At 58.9% G+C, this 23,853-nt stretch carries 18 protein-coding genes; 12 read left to right on the top strand and 6 right to left on the bottom strand.

The annotated features are described in order from the left end of the window. Window positions 1–211 precede the first annotated feature (211 nt). From chvI to trxA, 12 genes are all read left to right on the top strand, one after another. The gene (gene chvI, locus GH784_RS07895; protein WP_003516307.1) at window positions 212–940 is read left to right on the top strand and encodes a two-component system response regulator ChvI; all 729 of its coding nucleotides are present in this window, start codon (window positions 212–214) and stop codon (window positions 938–940) included. 52 nt (window positions 941–992) lie between these two features. Further along, entirely contained in the window at window positions 993–2,783 is a 1,791-nt protein-coding gene (gene chvG, locus GH784_RS07890) for a two-component system sensor histidine kinase ChvG (protein ID WP_065705032.1), read from the top strand. Beyond that, entirely contained in the window at window positions 2,773–3,237 is a 465-nt protein-coding gene (locus GH784_RS07885; RefSeq protein ID WP_065705034.1) for an HPr kinase/phosphorylase, read from the top strand. Before chvG ends, GH784_RS07885 begins: the two co-directional genes overlap by 11 nt. Before the next feature lie 125 nt (window positions 3,238–3,362). After that, the gene (locus tag GH784_RS07880; protein WP_003516318.1) at window positions 3,363–3,764 is read left to right on the top strand and encodes a PTS sugar transporter subunit IIA; all 402 of its coding nucleotides are present in this window, start codon (window positions 3,363–3,365) and stop codon (window positions 3,762–3,764) included. Window positions 3,765–3,776: 12 nt separating this feature from the next. Beyond that, a complete protein-coding gene (locus tag GH784_RS07875) occupies window positions 3,777–4,052 on the top strand; it encodes an HPr family phosphocarrier protein (RefSeq protein WP_003516321.1) in 276 nt (91 codons plus the stop codon). Window positions 4,053–4,181: 129 nt separating this feature from the next. Continuing rightward, a complete protein-coding gene (ahcY, locus tag GH784_RS07870; protein WP_003516323.1) occupies window positions 4,182–5,582 on the top strand; it encodes an adenosylhomocysteinase in 1,401 nt (466 codons plus the stop codon). A gap of 208 nt (window positions 5,583–5,790) precedes the next feature. After that, window positions 5,791–8,373 carry a sensor histidine kinase gene (locus GH784_RS07860; RefSeq protein WP_003516327.1) on the top strand — a complete coding sequence of 861 codons (2,583 nt, stop codon included), beginning with the start codon at window positions 5,791–5,793 and terminating at the stop codon, window positions 8,371–8,373. Further along, window positions 8,370–9,875 carry a tRNA (adenosine(37)-N6)-threonylcarbamoyltransferase complex ATPase subunit type 1 TsaE gene (gene tsaE / locus GH784_RS07855; RefSeq protein ID WP_065705037.1) on the top strand — a complete coding sequence of 502 codons (1,506 nt, stop codon included), beginning with the start codon at window positions 8,370–8,372 and terminating at the stop codon, window positions 9,873–9,875. The genes GH784_RS07860 and tsaE overlap by 4 nt, the downstream gene beginning before the upstream one ends. A 23-nt stretch (window positions 9,876–9,898) precedes the next feature. Further along, entirely contained in the window at window positions 9,899–10,636 is a 738-nt protein-coding gene (locus GH784_RS07850; protein WP_065705241.1) for a nucleotidyltransferase family protein, read from the top strand. Next, the gene (addB, locus tag GH784_RS07845; protein ID WP_065705039.1) at window positions 10,633–13,818 is read left to right on the top strand and encodes a double-strand break repair protein AddB; all 3,186 of its coding nucleotides are present in this window, start codon (window positions 10,633–10,635) and stop codon (window positions 13,816–13,818) included. Before GH784_RS07850 ends, addB begins: the two co-directional genes overlap by 4 nt. Further along, complete coding sequence (gene addA / locus GH784_RS07840; RefSeq protein ID WP_065705042.1) at window positions 13,808–17,365, top strand: double-strand break repair helicase AddA; 3,558 nt, start codon at window positions 13,808–13,810, stop codon at window positions 17,363–17,365. The genes addB and addA overlap by 11 nt, the downstream gene beginning before the upstream one ends. A 77-nt stretch (window positions 17,366–17,442) precedes the next feature. Then, entirely contained in the window at window positions 17,443–17,763 is a 321-nt protein-coding gene (trxA, locus tag GH784_RS07835; RefSeq protein WP_003516334.1) for a thioredoxin, read from the top strand. Window positions 17,764–17,812: 49 nt separating this feature from the next. Here trxA and GH784_RS07830 read toward each other — a convergent pair whose 3' ends face one another. The 6 genes from GH784_RS07830 to GH784_RS07805 all read right to left on the bottom strand — a co-directional run bounded on the left by GH784_RS07830 (window position 17,813) and on the right by GH784_RS07805 (window position 23,797). After that, window positions 17,813–19,192: a bifunctional folylpolyglutamate synthase/dihydrofolate synthase gene (locus GH784_RS07830; RefSeq protein ID WP_173995145.1), complete on the bottom strand. Its 1,380-nt coding sequence runs from the start codon at window positions 19,190–19,192 to the stop codon at window positions 17,813–17,815. An 85-nt stretch (window positions 19,193–19,277) separates the two neighbouring features. Then, entirely contained in the window at window positions 19,278–20,171 is an 894-nt protein-coding gene (gene accD, locus GH784_RS07825) for an acetyl-CoA carboxylase, carboxyltransferase subunit beta (RefSeq protein WP_013635186.1), read from the bottom strand. Between the two features lie 27 nt (window positions 20,172–20,198). Next, window positions 20,199–21,038 carry a tryptophan synthase subunit alpha gene (gene trpA, locus GH784_RS07820; RefSeq protein ID WP_003516338.1) on the bottom strand — a complete coding sequence of 280 codons (840 nt, stop codon included), beginning with the start codon at window positions 21,036–21,038 and terminating at the stop codon, window positions 20,199–20,201. 4 nt (window positions 21,039–21,042) lie between these two features. Next, the gene (gene trpB, locus GH784_RS07815) at window positions 21,043–22,263 is read right to left on the bottom strand and encodes a tryptophan synthase subunit beta (protein WP_019565940.1); all 1,221 of its coding nucleotides are present in this window, start codon (window positions 22,261–22,263) and stop codon (window positions 21,043–21,045) included. Between the two features lies 1 nt (window position 22,264). Beyond that, entirely contained in the window at window positions 22,265–22,927 is a 663-nt protein-coding gene (locus GH784_RS07810) for a phosphoribosylanthranilate isomerase (RefSeq protein WP_038489227.1), read from the bottom strand. A gap of 102 nt (window positions 22,928–23,029) precedes the next feature. Next, window positions 23,030–23,797 carry a M48 family metallopeptidase gene (locus GH784_RS07805; protein ID WP_013635183.1) on the bottom strand — a complete coding sequence of 256 codons (768 nt, stop codon included), beginning with the start codon at window positions 23,795–23,797 and terminating at the stop codon, window positions 23,030–23,032. Window positions 23,798–23,853: the final 56 nt, after the last annotated feature.

Genomic DNA, 23,853 nt, shown 5'->3' with positions numbered 1-23,853 from the left:
TTTTATTTCTTTTTAAATCGGTTGAAGACGCATTAGAATCCAGCTGCGGCGTTTTCCCGGAATTGGCCTAGTCACACCAGGCGATTTGGTTGTGAGTTTTCCTTTGCCACAATTTGTTCCACCTTTATACTCATGAGAGTGGCTCGCGGCGCGCAACCTTGGCTGGGTGGATGTCGGGAGTTACGAGAAAATGACGATGGAGACCAACTACATGCAGACGATCGCGCTTGTCGACGACGACCGGAATATTCTCACTTCGGTATCGATCGCGCTCGAAGCCGAAGGCTACCGGGTCGAAACGTATACGGACGGCGCCTCCGCGCTTGACGGACTGATTGCCCGTCCGCCGCAGCTCGCCATTTTCGACATCAAGATGCCGCGCATGGACGGCATGGAGCTTTTGCGGCGTCTTCGCCAGAAATCGGATATTCCGGTTATCTTCCTGACCTCCAAGGATGAAGAGATCGACGAATTGTTCGGCCTGAAGATGGGTGCTGACGATTTCATCACAAAACCCTTCTCGCAGCGCCTTCTGGTGGAACGCGTCAAGGCCATCCTGCGCCGCGCCAGCAGCCGCGAGGCTTCCGCTGCGACCGGCGGCAGCACGCTGAAGCCGACGGCTGATCAACAGGCGCGTACGCTCGAACGCGGCCAGCTGGCCATGGATCAGGAACGCCACACCTGCACCTGGAAGGGCGAGCCGGTGACGCTGACCGTTACCGAATTCCTTATCCTGCATTCGCTTGCACAGCGGCCAGGCGTGGTGAAAAGCCGCGACGCGCTGATGGATGCGGCCTACGACGAACAGGTCTATGTTGACGACCGCACGATCGACAGCCACATCAAGCGCCTTCGCAAGAAGTTCAAACTGGTCGATGGTGACTTCGATATGATTGAAACGCTTTATGGCGTAGGATATCGCTTCCGCGAAGCGGCTTGAACGAGCCGCAATCGGGAGAGACCACCGGAATTGTGGTGGCGAGGACATAGACTTGTTGAAGAAAACGCCGGAAACCGTCTCGGACAGTGACGATGTCGAAGATCGCGGCAGCGAACGCCGCCATCGTATCCATCCGCTGACGATCGTCCGACGCATTTTTGGCAATGCGGTGTTTTCCAGCCTCACGCGCCGCATCCTTTTCTTCAACGTGGCCGCGACGGTCGTTCTGGTCGGTGGCATTCTCTACCTCAACCAGTTCCGCGAGGGGCTGATCGATGCGCGGGTGGAAAGTCTTTTGACGCAGGGCGAGATCATCGCCGGCGCCATCTCGGCCTCCGCCTCGGTGGATACCAACTCCATCACCATCAATCCGGAAAAGCTGCTGGAATTGCAGGCGGGGCAAAGCATCACGCCCGCCCCCAATGACGAGGACTTGAGTTTCCCGATCAATCCGGAACGGGTGGCGCCGGTGCTGCGCCGGCTGATTTCGCCGACACGGACCCGCGCTCGGCTTTTCGACGCCGATGCCAACCTGCTTCTCGATTCTCGCCATCTCTATTCCCGCGGCCAGGTCCTGCGCTTCGATCTGCCGCCGGTGACGCCGGAAACCCAGACCTGGGGTGAATGGTTCACCAGCATGTTCAACCGCATGCTGCAACCGAGCAGCCTACCGCAATACAAGGAAGCGCCAGGTGGCGACGGCTCGATCTATCCGGAGGTGATGAATGCGCTGACCGGCGTGCGCGGCGCAGTCGTTCGCGTTACGGAAAAGGGTGAGCTAATCGTTTCGGTCGCCGTTCCGGTGCAGCGCTTCCGGGCCGTGCTCGGGGTTCTGCTCCTGTCCACGCAGGCCGGCGATATCGACAAGATCGTGCATGCGGAGCGCCTCGCCATCATGCGCGTGTTCGGCATCGCCACGCTCGTCAACATCGTACTTTCCCTGCTGTTGTCCTCCACCATCGCCACGCCGCTCCGGCGGCTTTCGGCGGCTGCGATCCGCGTTCGTCGCGGAGCGAGAACCCGCGAGGAGATACCGGACTTTTCGGCGCGTCAGGATGAAATCGGCAACCTTTCCATAGCGCTTCGTGAAATGACGACGGCGCTCTACGACCGTATCGACGCAATCGAAAGTTTCGCCGCCGATGTCAGCCACGAGCTCAAGAACCCGCTGACTTCGCTGCGCAGCGCCGTGGAAACCCTGCCGCGTGCCAAGACGGAAGAGTCCAAACAGCGGCTGACAGAGATCATCTTCCACGATGTCCGCCGCCTCGACCGCCTGATCAGCGATATTTCGGATGCCTCGCGGCTCGATGCCGAACTGGCGCGTGTCGATGCATCGCCGCTGGATCTCGACGTTCTTATGAAGGGTCTGGTGGATATCTCCCGCCAGATCAGCACAAAGAAAAAGAGCGTGGCGATCGACTATGTCGCCGACCGGAAGGCGGGAGCCAAAACCTCCTTCGTCGTGAACGGTCACGATCTTCGCATCGGGCAGATCGTCACCAACCTGATCGAGAATGCGCGCTCTTTCGTTTCCGAGGAAAGCGGCCGCATCACCGTGCGCCTTTCCCGTCACAAGGACCGCTGCATCGTGCAGGTGGAAGACAATGGCCCCGGCATTCAGGCCGAGGATATCGACCGGATTTTCGAGCGCTTCTACACCGACCGACCGGCAAGCGAAGGTTTCGGCCAGAATTCCGGCCTTGGCCTTTCCATCAGCCGCCAGATCGCCGAAGCCCATGGCGGCAGCCTGAGGGCAGAAAACGTCGTCGACAAATACGGCGTGATATCAGGCGCGCGCTTCACCCTGTCGCTGCCGGCGGCCGAAACCCATGAACGCTGAACGCTTCAACCTGCACGCAACCGCCATTGTCGTCGACAACACCGGCATTCTCTTCACCGGACCGTCCGGCAGCGGCAAAAGCGAGCTTGCCTTCAGCTTTCTGACGGAGGCGCAACGATGCGGATTGCCGGCGGCACTGATCGCGGATGATCAGATTTTCGTGTATCGCGACGGCGAAAACATTATCGCCGAGCGGCCGGAAGCGATTGCCGGACTACTGGAATTGCGCGGCAGCGGCATCGTTAACGTCAACAGCGTCCCGAGCGCCGGACTAAATTTCGCTGTTACGACAGTTCTTTCACCGGAAAATCCAAGATTTCCGGAAGATGACGAGGTGTTGTTGCTGCCCTGCGGCGGGCATCTTCCGCTTCTGCGTATTCCGCTTTCCAGTCTTACGCCCTATGGAAAATTTGCTGCACTTGCTCAAAATCTTTTTAAAACGAACGTGAAGTGACCATGATTCAGGCGATTTTAGGCTTGCGATTCGCATTTTCCTCATCAAGATGAAATCCCACCGATGGACAGGATTGCCGCGTTGCGATAGTCGGCAATGAGAGTGCGTGTGCAAGGGAGCATTTCATGATCGGACTAGTGCTTGTCACCCATGGCAAGCTGGCTGAGGAGTTTCGCCATGCGTTGGAGCATGTCGTCGGTCCCCAGAAATTGATCGAGACGGTTTGTATCGGTCCCGAAGACGACATGGATCAGCGCCGGCAGGATATCATCGACGCCGTTACGCGCGTCAATGATGGAAATGGCGTCATTATTCTGACGGATATGTTCGGTGGCACACCGTCCAATCTTGCCATCTCCGTCATGAACAACGGCAATGTCGAAGTCATCGCCGGGGTCAATCTTCCCATGCTGATAAAACTCGCAGGCGTTCGCAGCGAAGACAACATGGACAAGGCGCTCCAGGACGCATCCGACGCCGGTCGCAAATACATCAACGTCGCCAGCCGCGTTTTAAGCGGCAAATAAGAAGTCAGCCCCATGTCGCCTCACTCCCGGGAATTGCCGATCATCAACAAGCGCGGTCTCCACGCCCGGGCATCTGCAAAATTCGTGCAGATGGTCGAGGGTTTCGACGCGACGATTACGGTGTCGAAGGACGGAATGACCGTTGGCGGCACCTCCATCATGGGTCTGATGATGCTGGCGGCCAGCCCGGGATGCAGTGTCTATGTCGAGGCGAGCGGCAACCAGGCGGAAGAGGCGCTCGCCGCACTCGAGGCACTTGTTGCCGACCGCTTCGGCGAAGAAGCCTGACCCCACCTCCATATAAAGACATAAAGACTTCTTTATATCGTTATTGCCAGATCGTTTTTGGCCTGCTAAACCGCTGCTACGTTTAAAAGCCGGGCCAGCAGGCATGGCATTTCTGATCTGGAGAACTTCATGAGCCTTGAGAAGGACTACATCATCGCCGATATCAACCTTGCCGCATTCGGCCGCAAGGAACTGGACATCGCCGAAACCGAAATGCCTGGCCTTATGTCCTGCCGCAAGGAATTCGGCGAGAGCAAGCCCCTGAAGGGCGCACGTATTACCGGTTCTCTTCACATGACGATCCAGACCGGTGTCCTCATCGAGACGCTGAAGGAACTGGGCGCGGACATCCGCTGGGCGTCCTGCAACATCTTCTCGACGCAGGACCATGCCGCAGCAGCTATTGCAGCGGCCGGCATTCCTGTTTTCGCGGTAAAGGGTGAGAGCCTGACGGAATATTGGGAATATACCGACAAGATCTTCCAGTGGACCGATGGCGGCCTCTCCAACATGATCCTCGATGATGGCGGCGATGCCACCATGTACATTCTGCTCGGCGCGCGCGCCGAAGCCGGTGAGGACGTTCTTTCCAACCCCGGTTCGGAAGAAGAGGAAATTCTTTTCGCGCAGATCAACAAGCGCCTCAAGGCTTCCCCCGGCTGGTTCACCAAGCAGCGTGACGCGCTGAAGGGCGTGACGGAAGAAACGACGACAGGCGTTCATCGTCTCTACGATCTTGCCAAGAAGGGCCTCCTGCCCTTCCCGGCCATCAACGTTAACGACAGCGTCACCAAGTCCAAGTTCGACAACAAATACGGCTGCAAGGAATCGCTGGTAGACGGCATTCGCCGCGCCACCGACGTGATGATGGCCGGCAAGGTTGCCGTGGTCTGCGGTTACGGCGATGTCGGCAAGGGTTCCGCCGCCTCGCTGCAGGGCGCTGGCGCCCGCGTGAAGGTCACGGAAATCGACCCGATCTGCGCGCTTCAGGCCGCCATGGACGGTTTCGAGGTCGTTCGCCTGGAAGACGTTGTGTCTTCCGCTGACATCTTCATCACCACCACCGGCAATAAGGACGTTATCCGCATCGAGCACATGCGCGAGATGAAGGACATGGCCATCGTCGGCAATATCGGCCATTTCGACAATGAAATTCAGGTCGCTTCGCTGCGTAACCTCAAGTGGACAAACATCAAGCCGCAGGTCGACATGATCGAGTTCCCGAAGGGCAACCGCATCATCCTGCTGTCCGAAGGCCGCCTGCTGAACCTTGGCAATGCCACAGGTCACCCTTCCTTCGTCATGTCGGCGTCGTTCACCAACCAGGTGCTGGGCCAGATCGAGCTTTTCACCAAGCCGGGTGAATACAAGAACGAAGTCTACGTGCTGCCGAAGCACCTCGACGAAAAGGTCGCACGCCTTCATCTCGAGAAGCTTGGCGTGCGCCTGACAGAACTTTCCGACCTTCAGGCTGATTATATCGGCATCTCGAAGCAGGGTCCGTTCAAGGCAGAACACTACAGATATTAATTTCATAGTTAATATCCACTGAAATTACACAATATGTAGATGCCGTGCGCTTGACAAAGCGCGCGGCATCTTTTTTGCGCGCTCCCTTTCCGCAGATTTATGAAGACGGTATTGTCATCGAACTTGATTCGGACACGCCAAAGGGCGGCGGGGACGAAATGGGATGTCTTGTCGAAGATGCGGCACATAGGACGGAGACAGACCGGGGATGACGGTTCACAATTCGGATCTGCGCGAGCAGACAGTTCAACGCGTTGAAAACACGCATGCTGGCGTGGCATTGGGCGCGGCCATGGCGCGTTGCCGGCTGGCGATCAGTGCTGTGCGGACAGGCTTTTCGCGGCTTCCCGTCCTGATGTCCGGCACGGTTCTCGCCGGCTCTGCAAATGTGGCGCTGGCGCAGGACGGTCTTGTCGCAAAGACCGGCGCGCGGCTGTTTTCATCCGGAGAAACCATCACCTATTCGCTTTTTGTCGGCATGCTTTCGGCAACGCTGTTTTCCGTCGTCTGGCTGGTGCGCCAGCGCGGTAATATCGAGGCGGAGAGCGGTGAATACCGCAAGGCGCTGGCAGAATCCCACCACAAGATCGCGAAATACGAGGCGCTTATCTCCGACAAGAGCCGGCGCATCGTCATCTGGGACGGCGTGGACAAGCGCCCCGAATTTCTGGGGCAGCTGCCCGTAGAGACGGGCGCACCGCAGGCGGATCACGATTTTCTGGCCTTCGGGCGCTGGCTGAAGCCATCATCCGCGAGCCAGCTTGAAAAATCCCTCGAAAAACTTCGCAGCCACGCACAGAGTTTCGATCTGACGATCGAGACGCAGCGCGGCGAAGTCATTGAAGTTCAAGGCCGGGTTTCCGGCGGCAATGCCTTCGCGCGTTTCGTCGCCCTCAACAACCTGCGCGCCGAACTGGCCGAATTGCAGGTGGAGCGCGAGCGCCTGATCGCCTCGGTCTCCACCTTTCAGGAACTTCTCGATTCGATCGAACAGCCCGTCTGGCGGCGCAATGGCGAAGGCGAACTCATATGGGTGAACCACGCCTATGCGCACGCTGTGGATGCGCGCGATGCCGAACAGACCATTCAGGAGAAACGCGAGCTTCTGAACACCGTTACCCGGCAGAAGATACGTGCGGCTGCCACGCCGAGTTCCCCCTACCACGATCGCATTTCGACGGTGGTTTCCGGAAACCGTACCTTCTTCGACGTTGTCGATATCAAGACGGCGGGCGGTTCTGCAGGCATCGCCATCGATGCCACCGAAGCGGAAACCACCCGCGAGGAAATGAAGCGGGTTCTGAAAAGCCACGCCGAAACGCTGGATCATCTCGCAACGCCCGTCGCCATTTTCGACGGCCGGCAGCGGCTGCAATTCTACAATCAGGCCTTTGCCACCCTGTGGGGCTTCGATCTGGTTTTTCTGGAATCCGGCCCAGATAATTCCGAGCTTCTCGACAGGCTGCGCACCGCCGGCAAATTGCCCGAGCAGCTGAACTGGAAAAACTGGAAAGAGACGGCACTCTCCGTTTACCGCTCTCTCGATACCAAGACCGATCTGTGGCACCTGCCCAACGGCCAGACGTTGCGGGTTATCGCGACCGCCCACCCGCAGGGCGGCGCGACATGGGTCTTCGAGAACCTGACCGAACAGGTCGATCTACAGATGCGTTACAACACCTTGGTGAAGGTGCAGGGCGAAACCATCGACCATCTGGCCGAAGGTGTCGCCGTGTTTGGTGCGGACGGACGTATTCGCCTTTCCAACCCGGCATTCAGGGCCCTCTGGGGCGTTACCGCCGAGCAGGCGGAAACTGGAACCCATATCCGCGCCGTTGAGGCCGCCTGCACGCAATCCTACGACAAGCCGGATGGCTGGCGCTCTTTCAGCCAGTTCATCACCAGCTTTGACGATGAACGCCCGTCGAGACAGGGAACGTTGGAGCTGCTCTCCGGCCTGGTCCTCGACTACGCCATTATTCCGCTGCCGGATGCGCAGACCATGCTGACATTCGTCAACATGACTGACAGCGTGCGGGCCGAGCGGGCGCTCAAGGAAAAGAACGACGCACTGCTCAAGGCCGACGAGCTGAAGAACGATTTCGTGCAGCACGTCTCTTATGAGTTGCGCTCGCCGCTGACCAATATCATCGGCTTCACCGATCTCCTGAAGACCCCGGGTATTGGAGAATTGACGGACCGGCAGGCGGAATATCTCGACCATATTTCCACCTCTTCCTCGGTTCTTCTGACCATCGTGAACGACATCCTCGATCTCGCGACCGTCGATGCTGGCATCATGCAGCTGAACTATTCGGAAAACGATCTCAACGAATTGCTCGACGACGTTTCGGTGCAGATTGCCGACCGGCTACAGGAAAGCGGTATTTCGCTCGAGATCGTCGCACCCGCGCATCTCGGCAGTCTGGTGGCGGATCACCAGCGCCTGAAGCAGATCCTCATCAAGCTCCTCACCAATGCAATCAATTTTGCGCCGGAAGGGTCTTCCGTTCAGCTTTCATGCCAGCGCAGCGAGGGTGACTTCCTGTTCTCGGTGGCGGACAAGGGACCGGGTATCCCCGAAGACATGCTCAAGGCCGTGTTTGACCGCTTCGAGACGCGCGGTAACGGCGGGCGGCGGACCGGCGCTGGCCTTGGCCTTTCTATCGTGGAAAGCTTCGTCAGCCTGCATCACGGCACTGTCAGCATCGACAGCCGGCCCGGCAACGGGACCATCGTCACCTGCCGCATTCCTTCGGGTGTGCACCCGCATTCCATCGCCGCAGAATGAGTGACGATATCCTGCCGATCACCCTTTCCCTCAATGGGGAAAAGGACACCATCCGGTTAGGCGAAGATCTGGCGCTGGCTTTGGGAGCTGGCGATTGCCTCGCGCTGATCGGAGATCTCGGCGCGGGCAAATCCACTCTCGCCCGCGCCTTCATCCGGGCGATGGCGGATGCACGTGATCTTGAAGTTCCAAGCCCCACATTCACGATCATCCAGACCTATCCAACACGTATTCCCGTTGCCCATCTTGATCTATACCGACTGTCTGACGTCTCGGAACTGGACGAACTCGGCATCGACGAGATGCTGGAAGACGGTATCTGCCTGATCGAGTGGCCTGATATCGCCGCCGAAATCCTCCCGCAAAACCAGACCATCAGCCTGCGACTGGAACACTCCGGTGACGGGCGTCGGGCTGTAATCGATGCTCCCGCGAAACAGAAAGCACGGCTTGAGCGCGTTTTCGCCATTCGCGATTTTCTTGCGAAAAATGGCAAGGGCGATGCGACCCGCCATTTCCTAAGCGGCGATGCTTCCACACGCGCCTATGAGACCATTTCCACCGATGGTCCGGACCTTATCCTGATGGACTGGCGACGCCCTTTGAGAGGTGCGATCGTTGCTGATGGCAAGACCTATGCGGAAATCGCCCATCTTGCCCAGGATGCCCGTTCCTTCGTGGCGATCGGCAATTATCTGCGAAATAGCGGCTTTCGCGCGCCTGAAATACTGGCGGCGGATACCGATCAGGGCATTCTTCTCCTGGAGGACCTCGGGCGGGAGGGGGTGCTTGCGCCCGACGGAACGCCGATTGAGGAACGTTATCTGCAAAGCGTCGCCTGCCTCGCCGCCCTTCATAAAGCTCCGACACCGCGCAAGCTGCCAGTTGGTGACGGCAGCACCTACGAAGTGCCTCCTTTCGATCGACCGGCGATGAAGATCGAGGTGTCGCTGCTGGTGGAATGGTATCTGCCCCACAAACGCGGCAAATCACTGTCCGATACCGAGAAGCGTGACTATTATGCTCTTTGGGACGGCCTGATAGACGCGCTCAGTGGCTGCGAAAGCGGGCTACTTCTGCGCGATTTCCATTCGCCCAACATTCTCTGGCAAGAGCATAATGCAGGCATCCGGCAAGTCGGACTGATCGATTTTCAAGACGCGATGATCGGCCCGACGGCCTACGATCTCGCCTCCATCGTGCAGGATGCGCGGGTTACCATTTCGCCCGAACTGCAGGAACGCCTGCTTTCGCACTATCTCGACATTAGACGAGACGAGCCGTCCTTCGATGAGGCGTCCTTTCTCAAGGCTTTCGCCATCATGTCGGCGCAGCGCAACTGCAAACTGGCCGGTATCTGGGTAAGGCTGTTGGAACGCGATGGCAAACCCGGTTATATGAAACATATGCCAAGGACGTTTCGCTATCTTTCCGCAGCGCTTTCGCATCCCGAACTTGCACCGCTCAAAGACTGGTGCGTCCATATGGGCATGGAATTTTAAAGACTGAAAGACGGTTGACCACGATGACGATCAAGAACGCGATGGTGCTGGCCGCCGGGCTCGGCACCCGGATGCGCCCGATCACGGATACGATCCCGAAACCGCTCGTCAAGATCGCCGGCAAACCGATGATCGACTACGCGCTCGACGCCCTTGTCGAGGCCGGCGCCGAGAAGATCGTCGTCAACGTCCATCACCATGCCGATCAGATGATCTCCCATCTTGAAACCCGTACCGACGCCGAAATCCTGATTTCCGACGAGCGGTCGCAGCTGATGAATTCCGGTGGCGGACTTGCCAAGGGCCTGAAACTTCTGGAGCCAGGTCCCGTCTTCGTCATGAATGCCGATCTTTTCTGGATTGGCGAGCAGCTGAATGCCGTCAGCAACCTGCGCAAGCTTGCACAATTCTTCGATGCGACGCGCATGGATATGGCGATGCTCTGCGTCGATATGGACCGTACCACCGGTCATAACGGCAAGAGGGATTTCAACCTCTCTTCGGATGGTAGACTGGCGCGGTATCGCGACGGGGACACGAACCCGGTGGTTTATGCCGGGGCCATTGCCATGGATTCGCACCTGCTGGACGATGCGCCGGGGGATGCTTTCAACCTGAATATCTATTTCGACAGCGCCATCGAGAAAGACCGGCTTTTCGGGCTTTCACTGGATGGCCACTGGATCACCGTCGGCACTCCCGATGCGATAGACGATGCCGAAAGTATCATCCGGCAATACAGGGAAAAGCGCTCTGCATGACTTTGACCCATCACGCAAAGCGCGTCCTGACGATCGCTGCGGGAACACCGTTCCTCAAAACGCTCGCGGAAACGCTGTGTGACGGGACACTGACAGCCGGCTATAAATACGACCCTGCGGATCCGCTTTCGCTTGCCAAGGTGACGATCTATGTTCCGACCCGGCGCTCCGCCCGCGTGCTGCGCTCAGAGTTTGTCGATCTTCTGGGCGGCCGTTCCGCCATTTTGCCACTGATCCGGCCGCTCGGCGAAACCGATGACGACAGCGGCTTCTTCGAGATCGAAAATCCTGAGATCATGGATCTGGCGCCGCCGATTTCCGGCACCGGCCGGCAAATCGAGCTGGCGCGCCTCATTCTGGCATGGCGCAACAGCCTGCCGGACGCCATCAGGGCCATCCATTCGGACTCACCACTTGTCGCCCCCGCCAGCCCTGCCGACGCCATATGGCTGGCGCGCGCGCTTGGCGAAGTGATCGATGCGATGGATACGGAAGAAAAGGAATGGGAGGCGCTCGCGCATCTCGATACCGGCGATCACGCCCAATGGTGGCAACTGACGGCGGATTTCCTGAAAATCGCCAGCGTGTTCTGGCCCGCCCGTCTTGCCGAACTCAATCGAACTTCCGCAGGCCGACATCGCAACGGCATCCTGAGGGCGGAGGCGAACCGGCTTGCCAACCTGCCGGACACCGGACCAATCATCGTTGCGGGCTCCACGGGCTCAATTCCGGCAGCAGCAGACCTTATCGCCTCTGTCGCCTCCCTGCCCCAAGGCGTCGTCGTGCTTCCGGGCCTCGATCTCACGATGCCGGAGGAGCAATGGGAGGCTATTGCCGAGGACCCTACCGATCCTTCAAGCCGCACCCATTCGCAATACGGGCTCTACATGCTGTTGCAGAAGCTCGATATCATGCGAGACGATGTCGTTCAGATTGGCGCTATCGATAGCGATCTTGAAAAACGCGCGGCGGTTTTTTCGGCAGCACTTGCTCCTGCCAAATCCACCAGTGACTGGAACCGCTGGCGTGAGGACAAGCAACCCGGATTTTTCGACGATGCTTTTGCGGCAGCGACCCTGATAGAAGCTGCCAACGAGCGCGAAGAGGCAACCGCAATTGCGGTGGCGCTGCGGCTGGCGCTTGAAGCGCCGGGCGCTGGCCGCCCGTCTCAGGCCGCGCTGATCACGCCCGATCGCGGACTGGCCAGGCGCGTGGCGACGGAATTGCAGCGCTTCGGTATCGAAGCCGACGATTCCGCCGGTACGCCGCTTTCCGCCACGCCGCAGGCCGGACTGACGCAACTCGCACTGGAAGCTATCCTCAGGCCCGGAGATCCGGTGCCGGTCATTTCCCTTCTGAAACATCCGCTCAGCCGTTTCGGGCTTTCGCTGGAGGCTTTTACAAAAGCATCAAAGGCGCTGGAATTGATCGCACTTAGAGGCGGCCGCGTCGAAACCGAAATCGGCAATCTGGAGGCGGTTCTCGATGCGCAACTGGCGGCACAGCGCGATGACCGGCATCCGCCTGCCTGGAGGCTGGCACTGCCTGAGGGAAGCGTAGACGCCGCGCGCGATCTGGCACGCCGGATCGCCGTTTCGACAGAGCCGCTTGGCAGCGCATTCGTTCGTCGCGACCGCTCAGGCCGGTCTTTCACGGACAAATTGCCGCTTTCCGATTGGGCCGAGCGGACGGGCCGGGTGATCGAAGCCATCTGCGCGGATGACAACAACGATCTTGCCACTCTCTGGTCCGGCGAGGCAGGCGACAAGCTTTCCGGCCTGTTTGGCGAATTGATGGAAAGCGGCGAAATCCTTGATGCGGATGGTCCGCAATGGGCTGATATCTTCGCGGCACTGGTTGCTGGCGAATCGATCAAGCCGCGATCCATGCGCCATCCGCGCATTTTCATTTTCGGTGCCCTTGAGGCACGACTGCAAAGCGTCGACACTGTCGTGATCGGCGGTCTCAATGAAGGGCTTTGGCCGGGCCAGACTGCAAACAACCCGTTTCTGTCCCGCAACATGAAGACAGCCATCGGCCTGGAACCGCCGGAACGGCGCATCGGCCAGCTGGCGCACGATTTCGAGATGGCGAACGGGACACGGCAGATTTTCTACAGCCGCGCGCTCAGACAGGGCTCGACACCCGCAGTCGCATCGCGCTGGCTGCAACGGTTGCTGGCACTCGGCGGCGAGGATTTTGCCGACCAGCTGAAGAAGCGCGGCGAGACCTATCGCCACTGGGCGGCACTGATGGATGCGAGCATCGACCAGGAAGCAGCAAAGCGCCCTGCCCCCAAACCGCCGGCTGACTTGCAGCCGAAGAGCTATTCCTTCAGCGAAGTGGGCAGGCTGCGCCGTGACCCCTATTCGATCTACGCGCGGCGTATCCTGAAGCTCAACCCGCTTGATGGCTTCAACCGCGATCCCAATGCCGCCGACCGTGGCACGCTCTATCATGCAATCATCGAGCGCTATTCCCGCGAGGGGCATATTCCCGGCACACCGGCATCGCTCGAGGCCATGCAGCGTATTCTGGATGAAAGTTTCGACGCGGAAGATCTTCCTGCACATGTCGATGTCATCTGGCGCCCGCGATTCGAGGCGGTGGCACGCGCCTTTATCGACTGGGAGAAAGAACGACATCCATCCATCCGCCGCAGCTTTTTCGAGGCGCGTGCCGGACAGGAAATCCCCGAGGCAGGCATAAGGCTGACCGGCATCGCCGACCGCATAGATATCAAGACCGGCGGTCAGGCGGATATTATCGACTACAAAACGGGGCTTGCGCCTTCAGTCAATCAGGCGCGCGCGCTGCTCGACCCGCAGCTCGCGCTGGAAGCGGCAGCACTGATGCGGGGCGCCTTCCGCGAGGCGGGTTCGCAGACGCCGGAGAACCTTATCTATGTGCGCCTGCGGCCGGGTACCCGTTTTTTTGCCGACCAGGTGAACAACGAACACTCCAACCGGGGTGGCAAAAAAGCACCGAAATCGGCAATCGAGCTGGCAACCGAATCAATCGATCAGCTGGCCAAGTTCGTGCGTTCGCTGCGTGATGGCGAAAACGGCTTTGCCTCGCGGCTGGTGCCGGAGGAGCAGCAATCCTACGGTGGGGAATATGACCACCTCGCCCGCGTTTCGGAATGGTCGACGGCAGAACCGGGAGACGGCGATGATGATTGACCCTATCGATCACGGGCCTGCCACGGACACCCCGCAAAGCTGGATAGACTGGACGAGCGATCGGCAGCGGCTCGCCTCCGATCCGGCAAGTTCCGCCTGGGTTTCGGCCAATGCCGGTTCCGGCAAGACCCATGTGCTGACCCAGCGCGTCATCCGTCTGCTTCTGGCCGGGTGCCGACCCTCCGCAATTCTGTGCCTCACCTATACCAAGGCAGCGGCGTCCGAAATGTCGAGCCGCGTTTTCGACCGTCTGGCGGAATGGGCTACGTTGCCGGATAACGATCTTGGGGATCGCGTCGCTGCCATCGAAGGAAAGATGCCGGATCGCATCAAGCTGGCCGAAGCGCGGCGGCTGTTCGCCAAGGCGCTGGAAACGCCCGGTGGGCTGAAGATCCAGACGATCCACGCCTTCTGCGAAGCCTTGTTGCATCAGTTCCCGCTGGAGGCCAATGTCGCCGGCCACTTCTCCGTCCTTGATGACCGCGCCGCAACAACCCTGCTGGCCGAGGCACGTCGGTCGCTTTTAACGGCGGTTTCGACGGAGGGAGACACCGATCTCGCGCAGTCTCTCGCTTATGTGCTTGATTTGGCGGACGAAAGCGGGCTCGAATCGCTACTCACCGCCATCATCGCCAATCGCAGCGCCCTTCGTGCCTTTTTGATCGATGCAAAACAGGCTGATGGCATCGATGCCCAATTGCGGCAGGCAATGCAGATAGACGCGGGTGAAACCGAAGAAACGGCAGCGGCGGCATTCTGGCCCTTGCCAGGTCTCTCGGGGCTTTCCCTCGATACCTATCTGACGCTTGCCGATGAAGTGGGCGGATCGCGCGTCATAGATGTCGCTTATGCCCTGCGGGAAGCGAAACGGCAGACGGATTCCGTGCGGCGCATGGAATTCATCGAAGCTGCGCTGTTGACAGCCAAGGGCGAGAAAAAATCCGATGCCTATGTCATCAACAAGGGCATGCAGAAATCCGCACCCGATCTCGTCGACGCGCTGACGCTTGCGCGGGACCATGTCGTGGCCTGTCGCAACCGCTATCGTCTGGTGCGAATGCTGGAGGCGACGAAATGCGCGCTTGTTCTGGCTGAGAGACTGATCGGCGATTTCGAGGATCTGAAAAAGCAGCGAAGCCAGCTCGATTTTGAGGATCTGATCGAGCGCGCCGCCAATCTCCTCAACCGCGATACGGCGGGCGCCTGGGTGCATTACAAGCTAGATCAGGGTATCGACCATATTCTCGTCGATGAGGCGCAGGATACCAGCCCTGTGCAATGGTCGATCATCCAGTCGCTGGCGGCGGACTTCTTCAGCGGCGAGAGCGCCCGCATGGGGCGGCGCACGCTTTTTGCCGTGGGTGATGAAAAGCAATCGATCTATTCGTTCCAGGGCGCACGACCGGAGCGGTTTTCGCAGGAGCGCGACGAGACCAAAAGGCGTGTCGATTCGGTGGAGCAGGCATTTCACCGCATCCGCCTGCCGCTGTCCTTCCGTTCCACGGAAGATGTGCTGGCCGCCGTCGATCAGGTCTTTTCGGACCCTAAAAATGCCAGCGGCCTCAGCGCCGATAACGAGCCAGTCGAACACCGCTCCAACCGCGCCGGCCACCCCGGCACCGTGGAAGTCTGGGATATGGTGGCGCCGGAAACCGCCGAGGACGAAGAAGACTGGACGGCACCTTTCGATGCACTTCGGGAAAGCGCGCCGGCCACCATCGTTGCCCGCCGGATCGCCGCGCGCATTGCCGGCATGATCGGCAACCAGACAATCATCGAAAAGGGCGTGGAACGCGCTATTGAGCCCGGCGATATTCTTGTGTTGGTGAGAAAACGCCATGCTTTCGTCAATGCGCTGACCCGTGAGCTGAAACGGCGCAAGAACATTCCCGTCGCTGGTGCCGACCGTCTTCGCCTGACCGATCACATCGCCGTACAGGACCTTCTGGCGCTTGGCCGTTTTGTCGTGCTGCCTGAGGATGACCTTTCTCTAGCCGCGCTGTTGAAAAGCCCGCTTTTCAATCTCTCCGAAGACGATGTTTTCGACGTCGCTGCCACACGATCCGATACGGAGAGCGTGTGGCAAAGATTGCAGACGCTTTCGCAAGACGAGAACAGCCGCTTCTTCGCAGTCGCCAAAAAGCTCAAGAACTTCATCGCGCTTTCGAAAACGGCAACGGTTCATGATTTCTTCGCTGCGGTTCTGACCCTGCATGACGGGCGCAAAAAGTTCCTGGGTCGTCTCGGCAACGAGGCGAGCGATGTCCTGGACGAGTTCCTGTCCTTTGCGCTTGACCATGAAAGGACTGGCTTGCCCGGCCTGCAAGCCTTCCTATCCGTTCTGGAAACGGATTCGCCGGAGGTGAAACGCGAACAGGACAAGGATCGCGGTGAAGTGCGGATCATGACCGTGCACGCCTCCAAGGGTCTTGAAGCGCCGGTCGTTTTTGTGGTCGATGGCGGTTCGAAGGCCTTCAACCACAGCCATGTCCCGAAACTGCGCTTCGTTGAAGCAGACGGGGACGCCTTCCCCGTCTGGCTGCCTGGCAGCGGTTTTTCCAATCATCTCATTCGCGCCGATGAGGAACGCCTGAAAACGGCCGCGGAAGACGAATATCGCCGGCTGCTTTATGTGGCGATGACACGTGCCGCCGATCATCTGGTCGTTTGCGGTTATCGCGGCCAGAAGGAAAATCCCGAATGCTGGCACGCTATCGTCAAGGCAGCACTCGCCGACAATGAAAAGCACTGCCAGCCGCAACAGTTTATGGCCGATGGTGAAGAGTGGCAGGGGCTTGTCTGGCGCAAGTCCGATGCTCGTTCGACCCCCGCTCCGAAAAGGCTGCCTGAACCACAGACGCAAGAAGAATATGCTCTCCCGGCGGGGCTTCTTACCCCCTTGCCCGCCCTGCCATCATTGCCGAGGCCACTCAGCCCTTCCGGTGCGGGCACCATCATTGATGACGGTGCGGACGATCTTGCCGTGCGTTCGCCGCTTTTCGGCGAAAAAGCCGATGTCTCCTCGCTGGCATTGCAACGCGGTCGGTTAGTGCATCGCATGCTGCAGGCCCTGCCGGATTTTGCCGAGAGTGAGCGGGAAGAGGCAGCCCGCCGTTATGCCGAACGTGCCGCACGGTTCTGGCCGTCTGCCGAGCGCGAACATCTGATACGGGCGGTTTTGCGGGTCATGTCAGAACCAGCGGTGCAGCCGGCATTTTCGCCCAATAGCCGCGCAGAAGTTTCCATTATGGGGACCATGACGATCGGCAGGCAGCATTATGCGGTTTCCGGCCGTATCGACCGGCTGGCAGTGGATGGCGACCGCGTCATTCTGGTCGATTACAAGACGAACCGCGTGCCGCCGCGCGACGCGCACGAGATACCCTTCTCCCACACGGCACAGCTTGCCATCTATCGCGAAATTCTGTCACCGCTTTATCCCGGCAAGGAATTTGTCTGCGCGCTGATTTATACGGAAAATGCCGCTTTTATGACGGTTGGTGACGATGCCATGATGCAAGCCCTTGCCGCAATAAAGACAAAGTGAGATACCGGGGCATTGAAATTTCGACGCGCCCGCATCACATCGATAGTGGAAAAGATTCACTGAAAGGAGAGCCAGATATGGCTACCGTAAAAGTCGACGCCGCCAACTTCCAGTCCGAAGTCCTCGAATCCTCCGAACCAGTCGTGGTGGATTTCTGGGCCGAATGGTGCGGCCCGTGCAAAATGATCGCGCCGAGCCTCGAAGAAATTTCGTCCGAGCTTGCCGGCAAGGTCAAGGTCGCAAAGCTCAACATCGACGAAAACCCGGAACTGGCTGCCCAGTTCGGCGTTCGCTCCATCCCGACTCTTGCCATCTTCAAGAGCGGCGAAGTGGCTGACATCAAGGTCGGCGCTGCGCCCAAGACAGCGCTTTCGGCCTGGATTTCCGGCGCCGCGTAAGCGACTTTCCATGGAATAAAGAAAAGCCCGGCATCGCTGCCGGGCTTTTTTATTCGGGAACCGTGCCATTCAATGCAAGCGCGTTTCCGGCAAGATAAAGCGAGCCGCCGATCAGGATGCGCGGCGGCGGCCCTTCGGGATCGAAGCGACGCGATAGCTCGTCCAGCGCCTCGGTCAGCGAAGATGTAGGCGCCGCAACCAGACCGGCATCAAAGGCCGCATGGGCAAGCACGACGGGATCGATTGCGGCATCTGTACCGCCGATAGGAACCGTGAAGACATACTCCGCGATATCGGCGAAAGCCTTGAAATAACCCACCGGATCCTTGGTGTTGATCATGCCGGCAATGATGAAGAGCGGGCGCGGTGTCTTTTCTTCAAACCCCGCCATTGCCTCGGCAATGACTTCGCCCGCGCCTGGGTTGTGACCACCATCGATCCAGATTTCCGCATCCTTCGGAGCGATTTCAGCGATTTTTCCTGTTAGGATACGCTGAAGACGGCCGGGCCATTCCACTGTTGTCATGGCCTTTTCGATCATCCGCTCCGTCACCTCAAAACCGGCAGCCTTGACGGCCCGGATCGCGGCAGCGGCATTGGCAAGCTGGTGGCGACCGGGAAGACGTGGCAGCGGCGCGTCGGTCAGGCCGAATTCATCCTGGTAGACCATACGGCCGAATTCTTCATGGGCGGAAAAATCCTGCCCATAGACTGATGCCGGGCAACCAAGACGCTCAGCCGTGGAAACGAGGGTATCCAGCGCCGCATCATACTGCTGATGACCAATGACGACAGGGGAACCCGACTTCATGATGCCGGCCTTTTCAGCGGCAATCAGTTCCACCCGGTCGCCGAGATAGGCCTGATGATCGAGCGATATCGGCATGATAACGGAAACGGCCGGGTTGTTGATCACATTGGTCGCATCGAAGCGCCCACCGAGTCCAACCTCGACCACGGCAGCATCTGCCGGATGCTCCGCGAAGAGCAGAAACATCGCGGCGGTCAGAATTTCGAAAACCGTTATCATCTGGCCGCCGTTGGCAGCTTCGATGCGGCGCAGCGCATCCGCAAAGACGGCATCATCGACATAACGGCCTTTTTCGGCGGAAACGCCGATGCGATAACGTTCATGCCAGTTCACGAGATGCGGAGAGGTGTGAACGTGCACGGAAAGTCCTGCCGCCTCCAGTAATGCGCGGCAAAAGGCCGTAACCGAACCCTTGCCGTTGGTGCCTGCGACATGAATAACCGGCGGCAACCTTTTCTGAGGGCTGCCTAGTTTTTCCAGAAGACGGGAAATTCTGTCCAGTGAAAGATCAAAACCCTTGGGGTGAAGCTGCATCAGCTTTTCTATGATCTGTTCGGCCTCGCCGATTGCGGGCTTCGTCATATCTTCTGTTCGCCTTTCAGGCGTTGTATTGGCCATTTGTCCGCCGCACCCGAGATGAAATCATGCAACGTATAACGTCATCCCGAAGGCGCTTCCCGCCTCCGGGCGACATATTTTTCCGTCAGGCCGAAGCCGCGAGCGGAATGACCGCGTTTGCTTCTGCCGGAGCCTTCGTCATGATCTTGAGAAGGCTTGCCAGCGTATCGGGAATTTCGCGGCGATCGATCACCATATCCACCATGCCGTGCTCCAGCAGGTATTCCGATGTCTGGAAGCCTTCCGGGAGCTTTTCGCGAATGGTCTGCTCGATCACGCGCTTGCCCGCAAAGCAGATTTCGGCGCCCGGCTCGGCGATATGCACGTCACCCAGCATGGCGTAGGAAGCAGTGACACCACCCGTCGTCGGGTTCGTCAGAACCACGATGTAGGGCATGCCTGCTTCTTTCAGCATGTTGACAGCAACCGTGGTGCGCGGCAGCTGCATCAGCGACAGAATGCCTTCCTGCATGCGGGCGCCACCGGAAGCCGGGAACATGACCAGCGGGCAACGCTCGGAAATGGCGCGCTCGAACGCCTTGACGATGGCTTCGCCGGCCGCGATGCCGAGAGAACCGCCCATGAACTGGAATTCATGCACAACGGCAACGATCTTCAGGCCTTTCAGGAGGCCAACGCCAGCAAGAATGGTATCTTCCTGCTCGGTCTTCGTGCGGCTGTCGCGCAGACGATCGGTGTATTTCTTGGAATCGCGGAACTTCAGCGGATCCTGCGCTACCTTCGGCTGCGGCAAGGCCTCATAGACGCCACCATCGAAAAGATCGACGAGACGCGCCTTTGCCGGCATCTTCATGTGGTAACCGGAAGCGGGAATGACCCACTTGTTATCTTCCAGATCCTTGTGGAAGACCATCTCGCCCGTTTCCGGGCACTTGATCCACAGGTTCTCAGGAACCTCCGGGCGGCGGCCAAGCATGGAATTGATCCGGGGCCGTACGTAATTGGTGATCCAGTTCAACTGACTACTCCTGACTGGGCCGCGCGCTTATTCCGCAGCGGCAAGGCGCGACGCACGCACGCCCGTTGAAAGTCCTTTTACCAGCGTCGTGACAGATGGCACGGTATCGGCGGTTGCCTGCCCGTCCTTCGTCAGACTGCCGGCAATCTGGTTGACGATGGCCGAACCGACCACCACGCCATCCGCCACGGCACCGATCGCTTTGGCATGATCGGCCGTCTTGACACCAAAACCGACGCAAACCGGCAGTTCCGTATGCGCCTTGATACGACCGACCGCGCCTGAGATCAACGAGGGATCGGGCAGTGCGGAACCGGTAATACCGTTCATCGATACGTAATAAACGAAACCTGAGGTATTTTTAAGAACGGTCGGCAAGCGCTTGCCATCCGTCGTCGGCGTGGCGAGACGGATGAAATTCACGCCGCGCGCCAAGGCGGGCACGCAGAGCTCATCATCCATTTCAGGCGGCAGATCGACCACGATCAGACCATCGACGCCAGCCGCCAACGCATCGTCAAGAAATTTGTCGACGCCGTAGATGTAGATCGGATTGTAGTATCCCATCATCACGATCGGGGTCGCGTCGTCTTCCTTGCGGAACTCGCGGGCGAGATCGAGCGTGGTTTTCAGCGTCTGGCCGCCTTTCAGCGCGCGCTGTCCTGCCAGCTGGATCGCCGGGCCATCCGCCATCGGGTCGGAAAACGGCATGCCGAGCTCGATAACGTCGGCGCCTGCTTCCGGCAGGGCCTTCATGATGCCGAGCGAGGTTTCGAAATCCGGGTCGCCGCCCATGAAATAGGTAATCAGAGCCGGGCGGTTTTCAGCGCGCAGATCGGCAAAGCGCTTGTCCATACGTGCAGTCATGGTCTTACATTTCCATTCCGAGGAACTTGCTGACGGTGTGGACATCCTTGTCCCCACGACCCGAGAGATTCATCAGGATGATCTCATCCTTGCCCATCTTCGGTGCGCGCTTGATGACTTCCGCCAGCGCGTGACTTGGCTCCAGAGCGGGAATGATGCCTTCGAGGCGCGTCAGCATCTGGAAGGCGTCCAGCGCCTCGTGGTCCATGATCGGTACATATTCCACGCGGCCGATATCGTTCAGCCAGGAATGCTCAGGGCCGATGCCGGGATAATCGAGACCTGCGGAGATGGAATGGCCTTCCTTGATCTGGCCATCCGCATCCTGAAGAAGGTAGGTGCGGTTTCCGTGCAGAACCCCCGGCGAACCGGCCGTGATCGAAGCGCAATGCTCCTCACCCGAAAGACCCCTGCCGCCAGCCTCGACGCCGACGATACGGACACTCTTGTCATCAAGGAAAGGATGGAAGATGCCGATGGCATTCGAGCCACCGCCAACAGCCGCAATGACCATATCCGGAAGACGGCCCTCCGCCTCCAGCATCTGTGCCTTTGCTTCCTCACCGATGACGGCCTGGAAATCGCGAACCATTTCCGGATAGGGATGCGGGCCGGCAGCTGTGCCGATCAGGTAATAGGTGTCATCGACATTGGTGACCCAGTCGCGCAGCGCCTCGTTCATGGCATCTTTCAGAGTGCCGTGGCCGGCCGTTACCGGCTTTACCTCAGCGCCCAGAAGCTTCATGCGGAAAACATTCGGCGCCTGACGGGCAACATCCGTCGCGCCCATATAAACGACGCAGGGCAGGCCGAAGCGCGCGGCGACGGTCGCCGAGGCAACGCCGTGCTGGCCGGCACCGGTTTCGGCAATGATACGGGTCTTGCCCATGCGCTTGGCAAGCAGGATCTGGCCAAGGCAATTGTTGATCTTGTGCGAGCCGGTGTGATTCAGCTCTTCGCGCTTGAAATAGATCTTGGCGCCGCCCAGTTCGGCCGTCAGGCGTTCCGCGAAATAAAGCGGGCTCGGGCGGCCAGTATAATGAGCGCCGAGATATTTGAGTTCTGCCTGAAATTCGGGATCGGTCTTTGCCTTCTCCCACTCCGCCTGCAAATCCAGAATAAGCGGCATCAGCGTTTCGGCAACGAAGCGGCCTCCGTAAATGCCAAAACGGCCGTCCTCATCGGGACCGGCGCGGAAAGAATTGGGTGTTGGCGCGTCGTTCACTTCAAGCTCCCTTTGGGCCTTTCGACCAATCATTCACCACATCGAAGAATGCATCAATCATCGCAAGATCCTTGACGCCCGGCGCGCTCTCCACACCGGACGACAAATCCAGTCCGCCAGCTCCGGTTTCGGCCAGAGCCTCCGCGACATTGTCCTTGTTCAATCCCCCGGAAAGCATGTAATCGATACTTCCGTCAAGAGAGCGCAGGATGGTCCAGTCGAAGGATACTCCGTTGCCTCCCGGCAAATCGGAACCCGCAGGCGCCTTGGCATCCAGCAGGAAACGGTCGGCTATGCCTATATAGGGATCAATCTTGGCAAGATCAGCGGCGTCGCGAACGGAAAGCGCCTTCATTACCGGAAGTCCGTAGAGTGCTTTGATGTTCAGCACCCTCTCCGGGCTTTCACTGCCGTGCAATTGCAGAATATCCGGTCTCAGCAGATCGACGATCTCGTCCAGATCATCATTGTCGGCATTGACGGTAACGGCGACAACCTTTGCGGCGCCACGGGCGGCTTCCGCCAGCCTGCCGGCGATATCGGGCTCGATGTTGCGGGGGCTCTTTTCAAAGAAAATAAAGCCGACATGGGAGGCGCCGCGCCTGACGGCACGCTCCAGCGCTTCCGGTGTCTTCAATCCGCAAATCTTGATATCCGGTTTCATACCCGCGACCTGACACGAAATGCGACAAGAGTCGAGCCAAATCGCACCCGTTTTCCATGGAATGTTTCACGTGAATCCAGATGGCGATGCACGCCTCCACTTTCAATCAAAATCGATAGCGTGGAGTTTAGAGCCGTGACGTTTCAGCCATTCCTTGGCTTCCTGCGTATGCGGGCAGAGTTTTTCGCACAGGGCCCAGAATTTCGGGCCGTGGTTCATTTCCCGCAGATGCGCAACCTCGTGGGCTGCGAGATAATCGATGACCTTTTCCGGAGCCATGACGATACGCCACGAGAAACTCAGATTTCCATCATGGGAACACGAACCCCAGCGGCTGCGGGTGTCCTTCATGCTGATGGATCGCACGGGCTTTCCGGCCGCGCTCGCGTGAACCGCAACAAGCCTCTCCAGATCAGCCTTCGCTTCCTTTTTCAAAAACATGGCCACCCGTCTGCGGAGGTGTTCGGGCGCTCCGCTGACTTTCAATACCGCCGTGCCGTCCTCGTCTTTGGAGATATGAGTCAGGCCACGCAGGCTGCCAGTGTGATGGATACGATGGGATACGCCGCGAATATCAACCGACGCACCATGACGCAAACCGTCATCTGGGGTGATTTTCGAAAGCTTGCCTTCAATCCAGCCCTGATGCCTTTCGAGAAAATCATCCACCTGGCCATGGTGAAGCCCCATCGGGATCGTCAGCTTCAGAGCCCGGCCGCCGGGTTCGATGCGCAAGGTGATGCGCGTGGCGCGCGGGTTTTCCTTCACCGTAATTGGCACATGACGGCCAGCCACCTCGACGGTGCGCTGGCTGGGCGCTACCTTTTTCGGCGCCGGCGACTTCACGGATTTTCTGAGGAACGAAAACATGGACTGTTCATAGCCGATTCGACACCGGCTTGGCCACGCAAATGCGCGGCATCGCC

The organism is Agrobacterium tumefaciens (assembly GCF_009649785.1).
Classification (GTDB): domain Bacteria; phylum Pseudomonadota; class Alphaproteobacteria; order Rhizobiales; family Rhizobiaceae; genus Agrobacterium; species Agrobacterium tumefaciens.
This window is presented reverse-complemented; position numbering and strand designations above follow the sequence as displayed.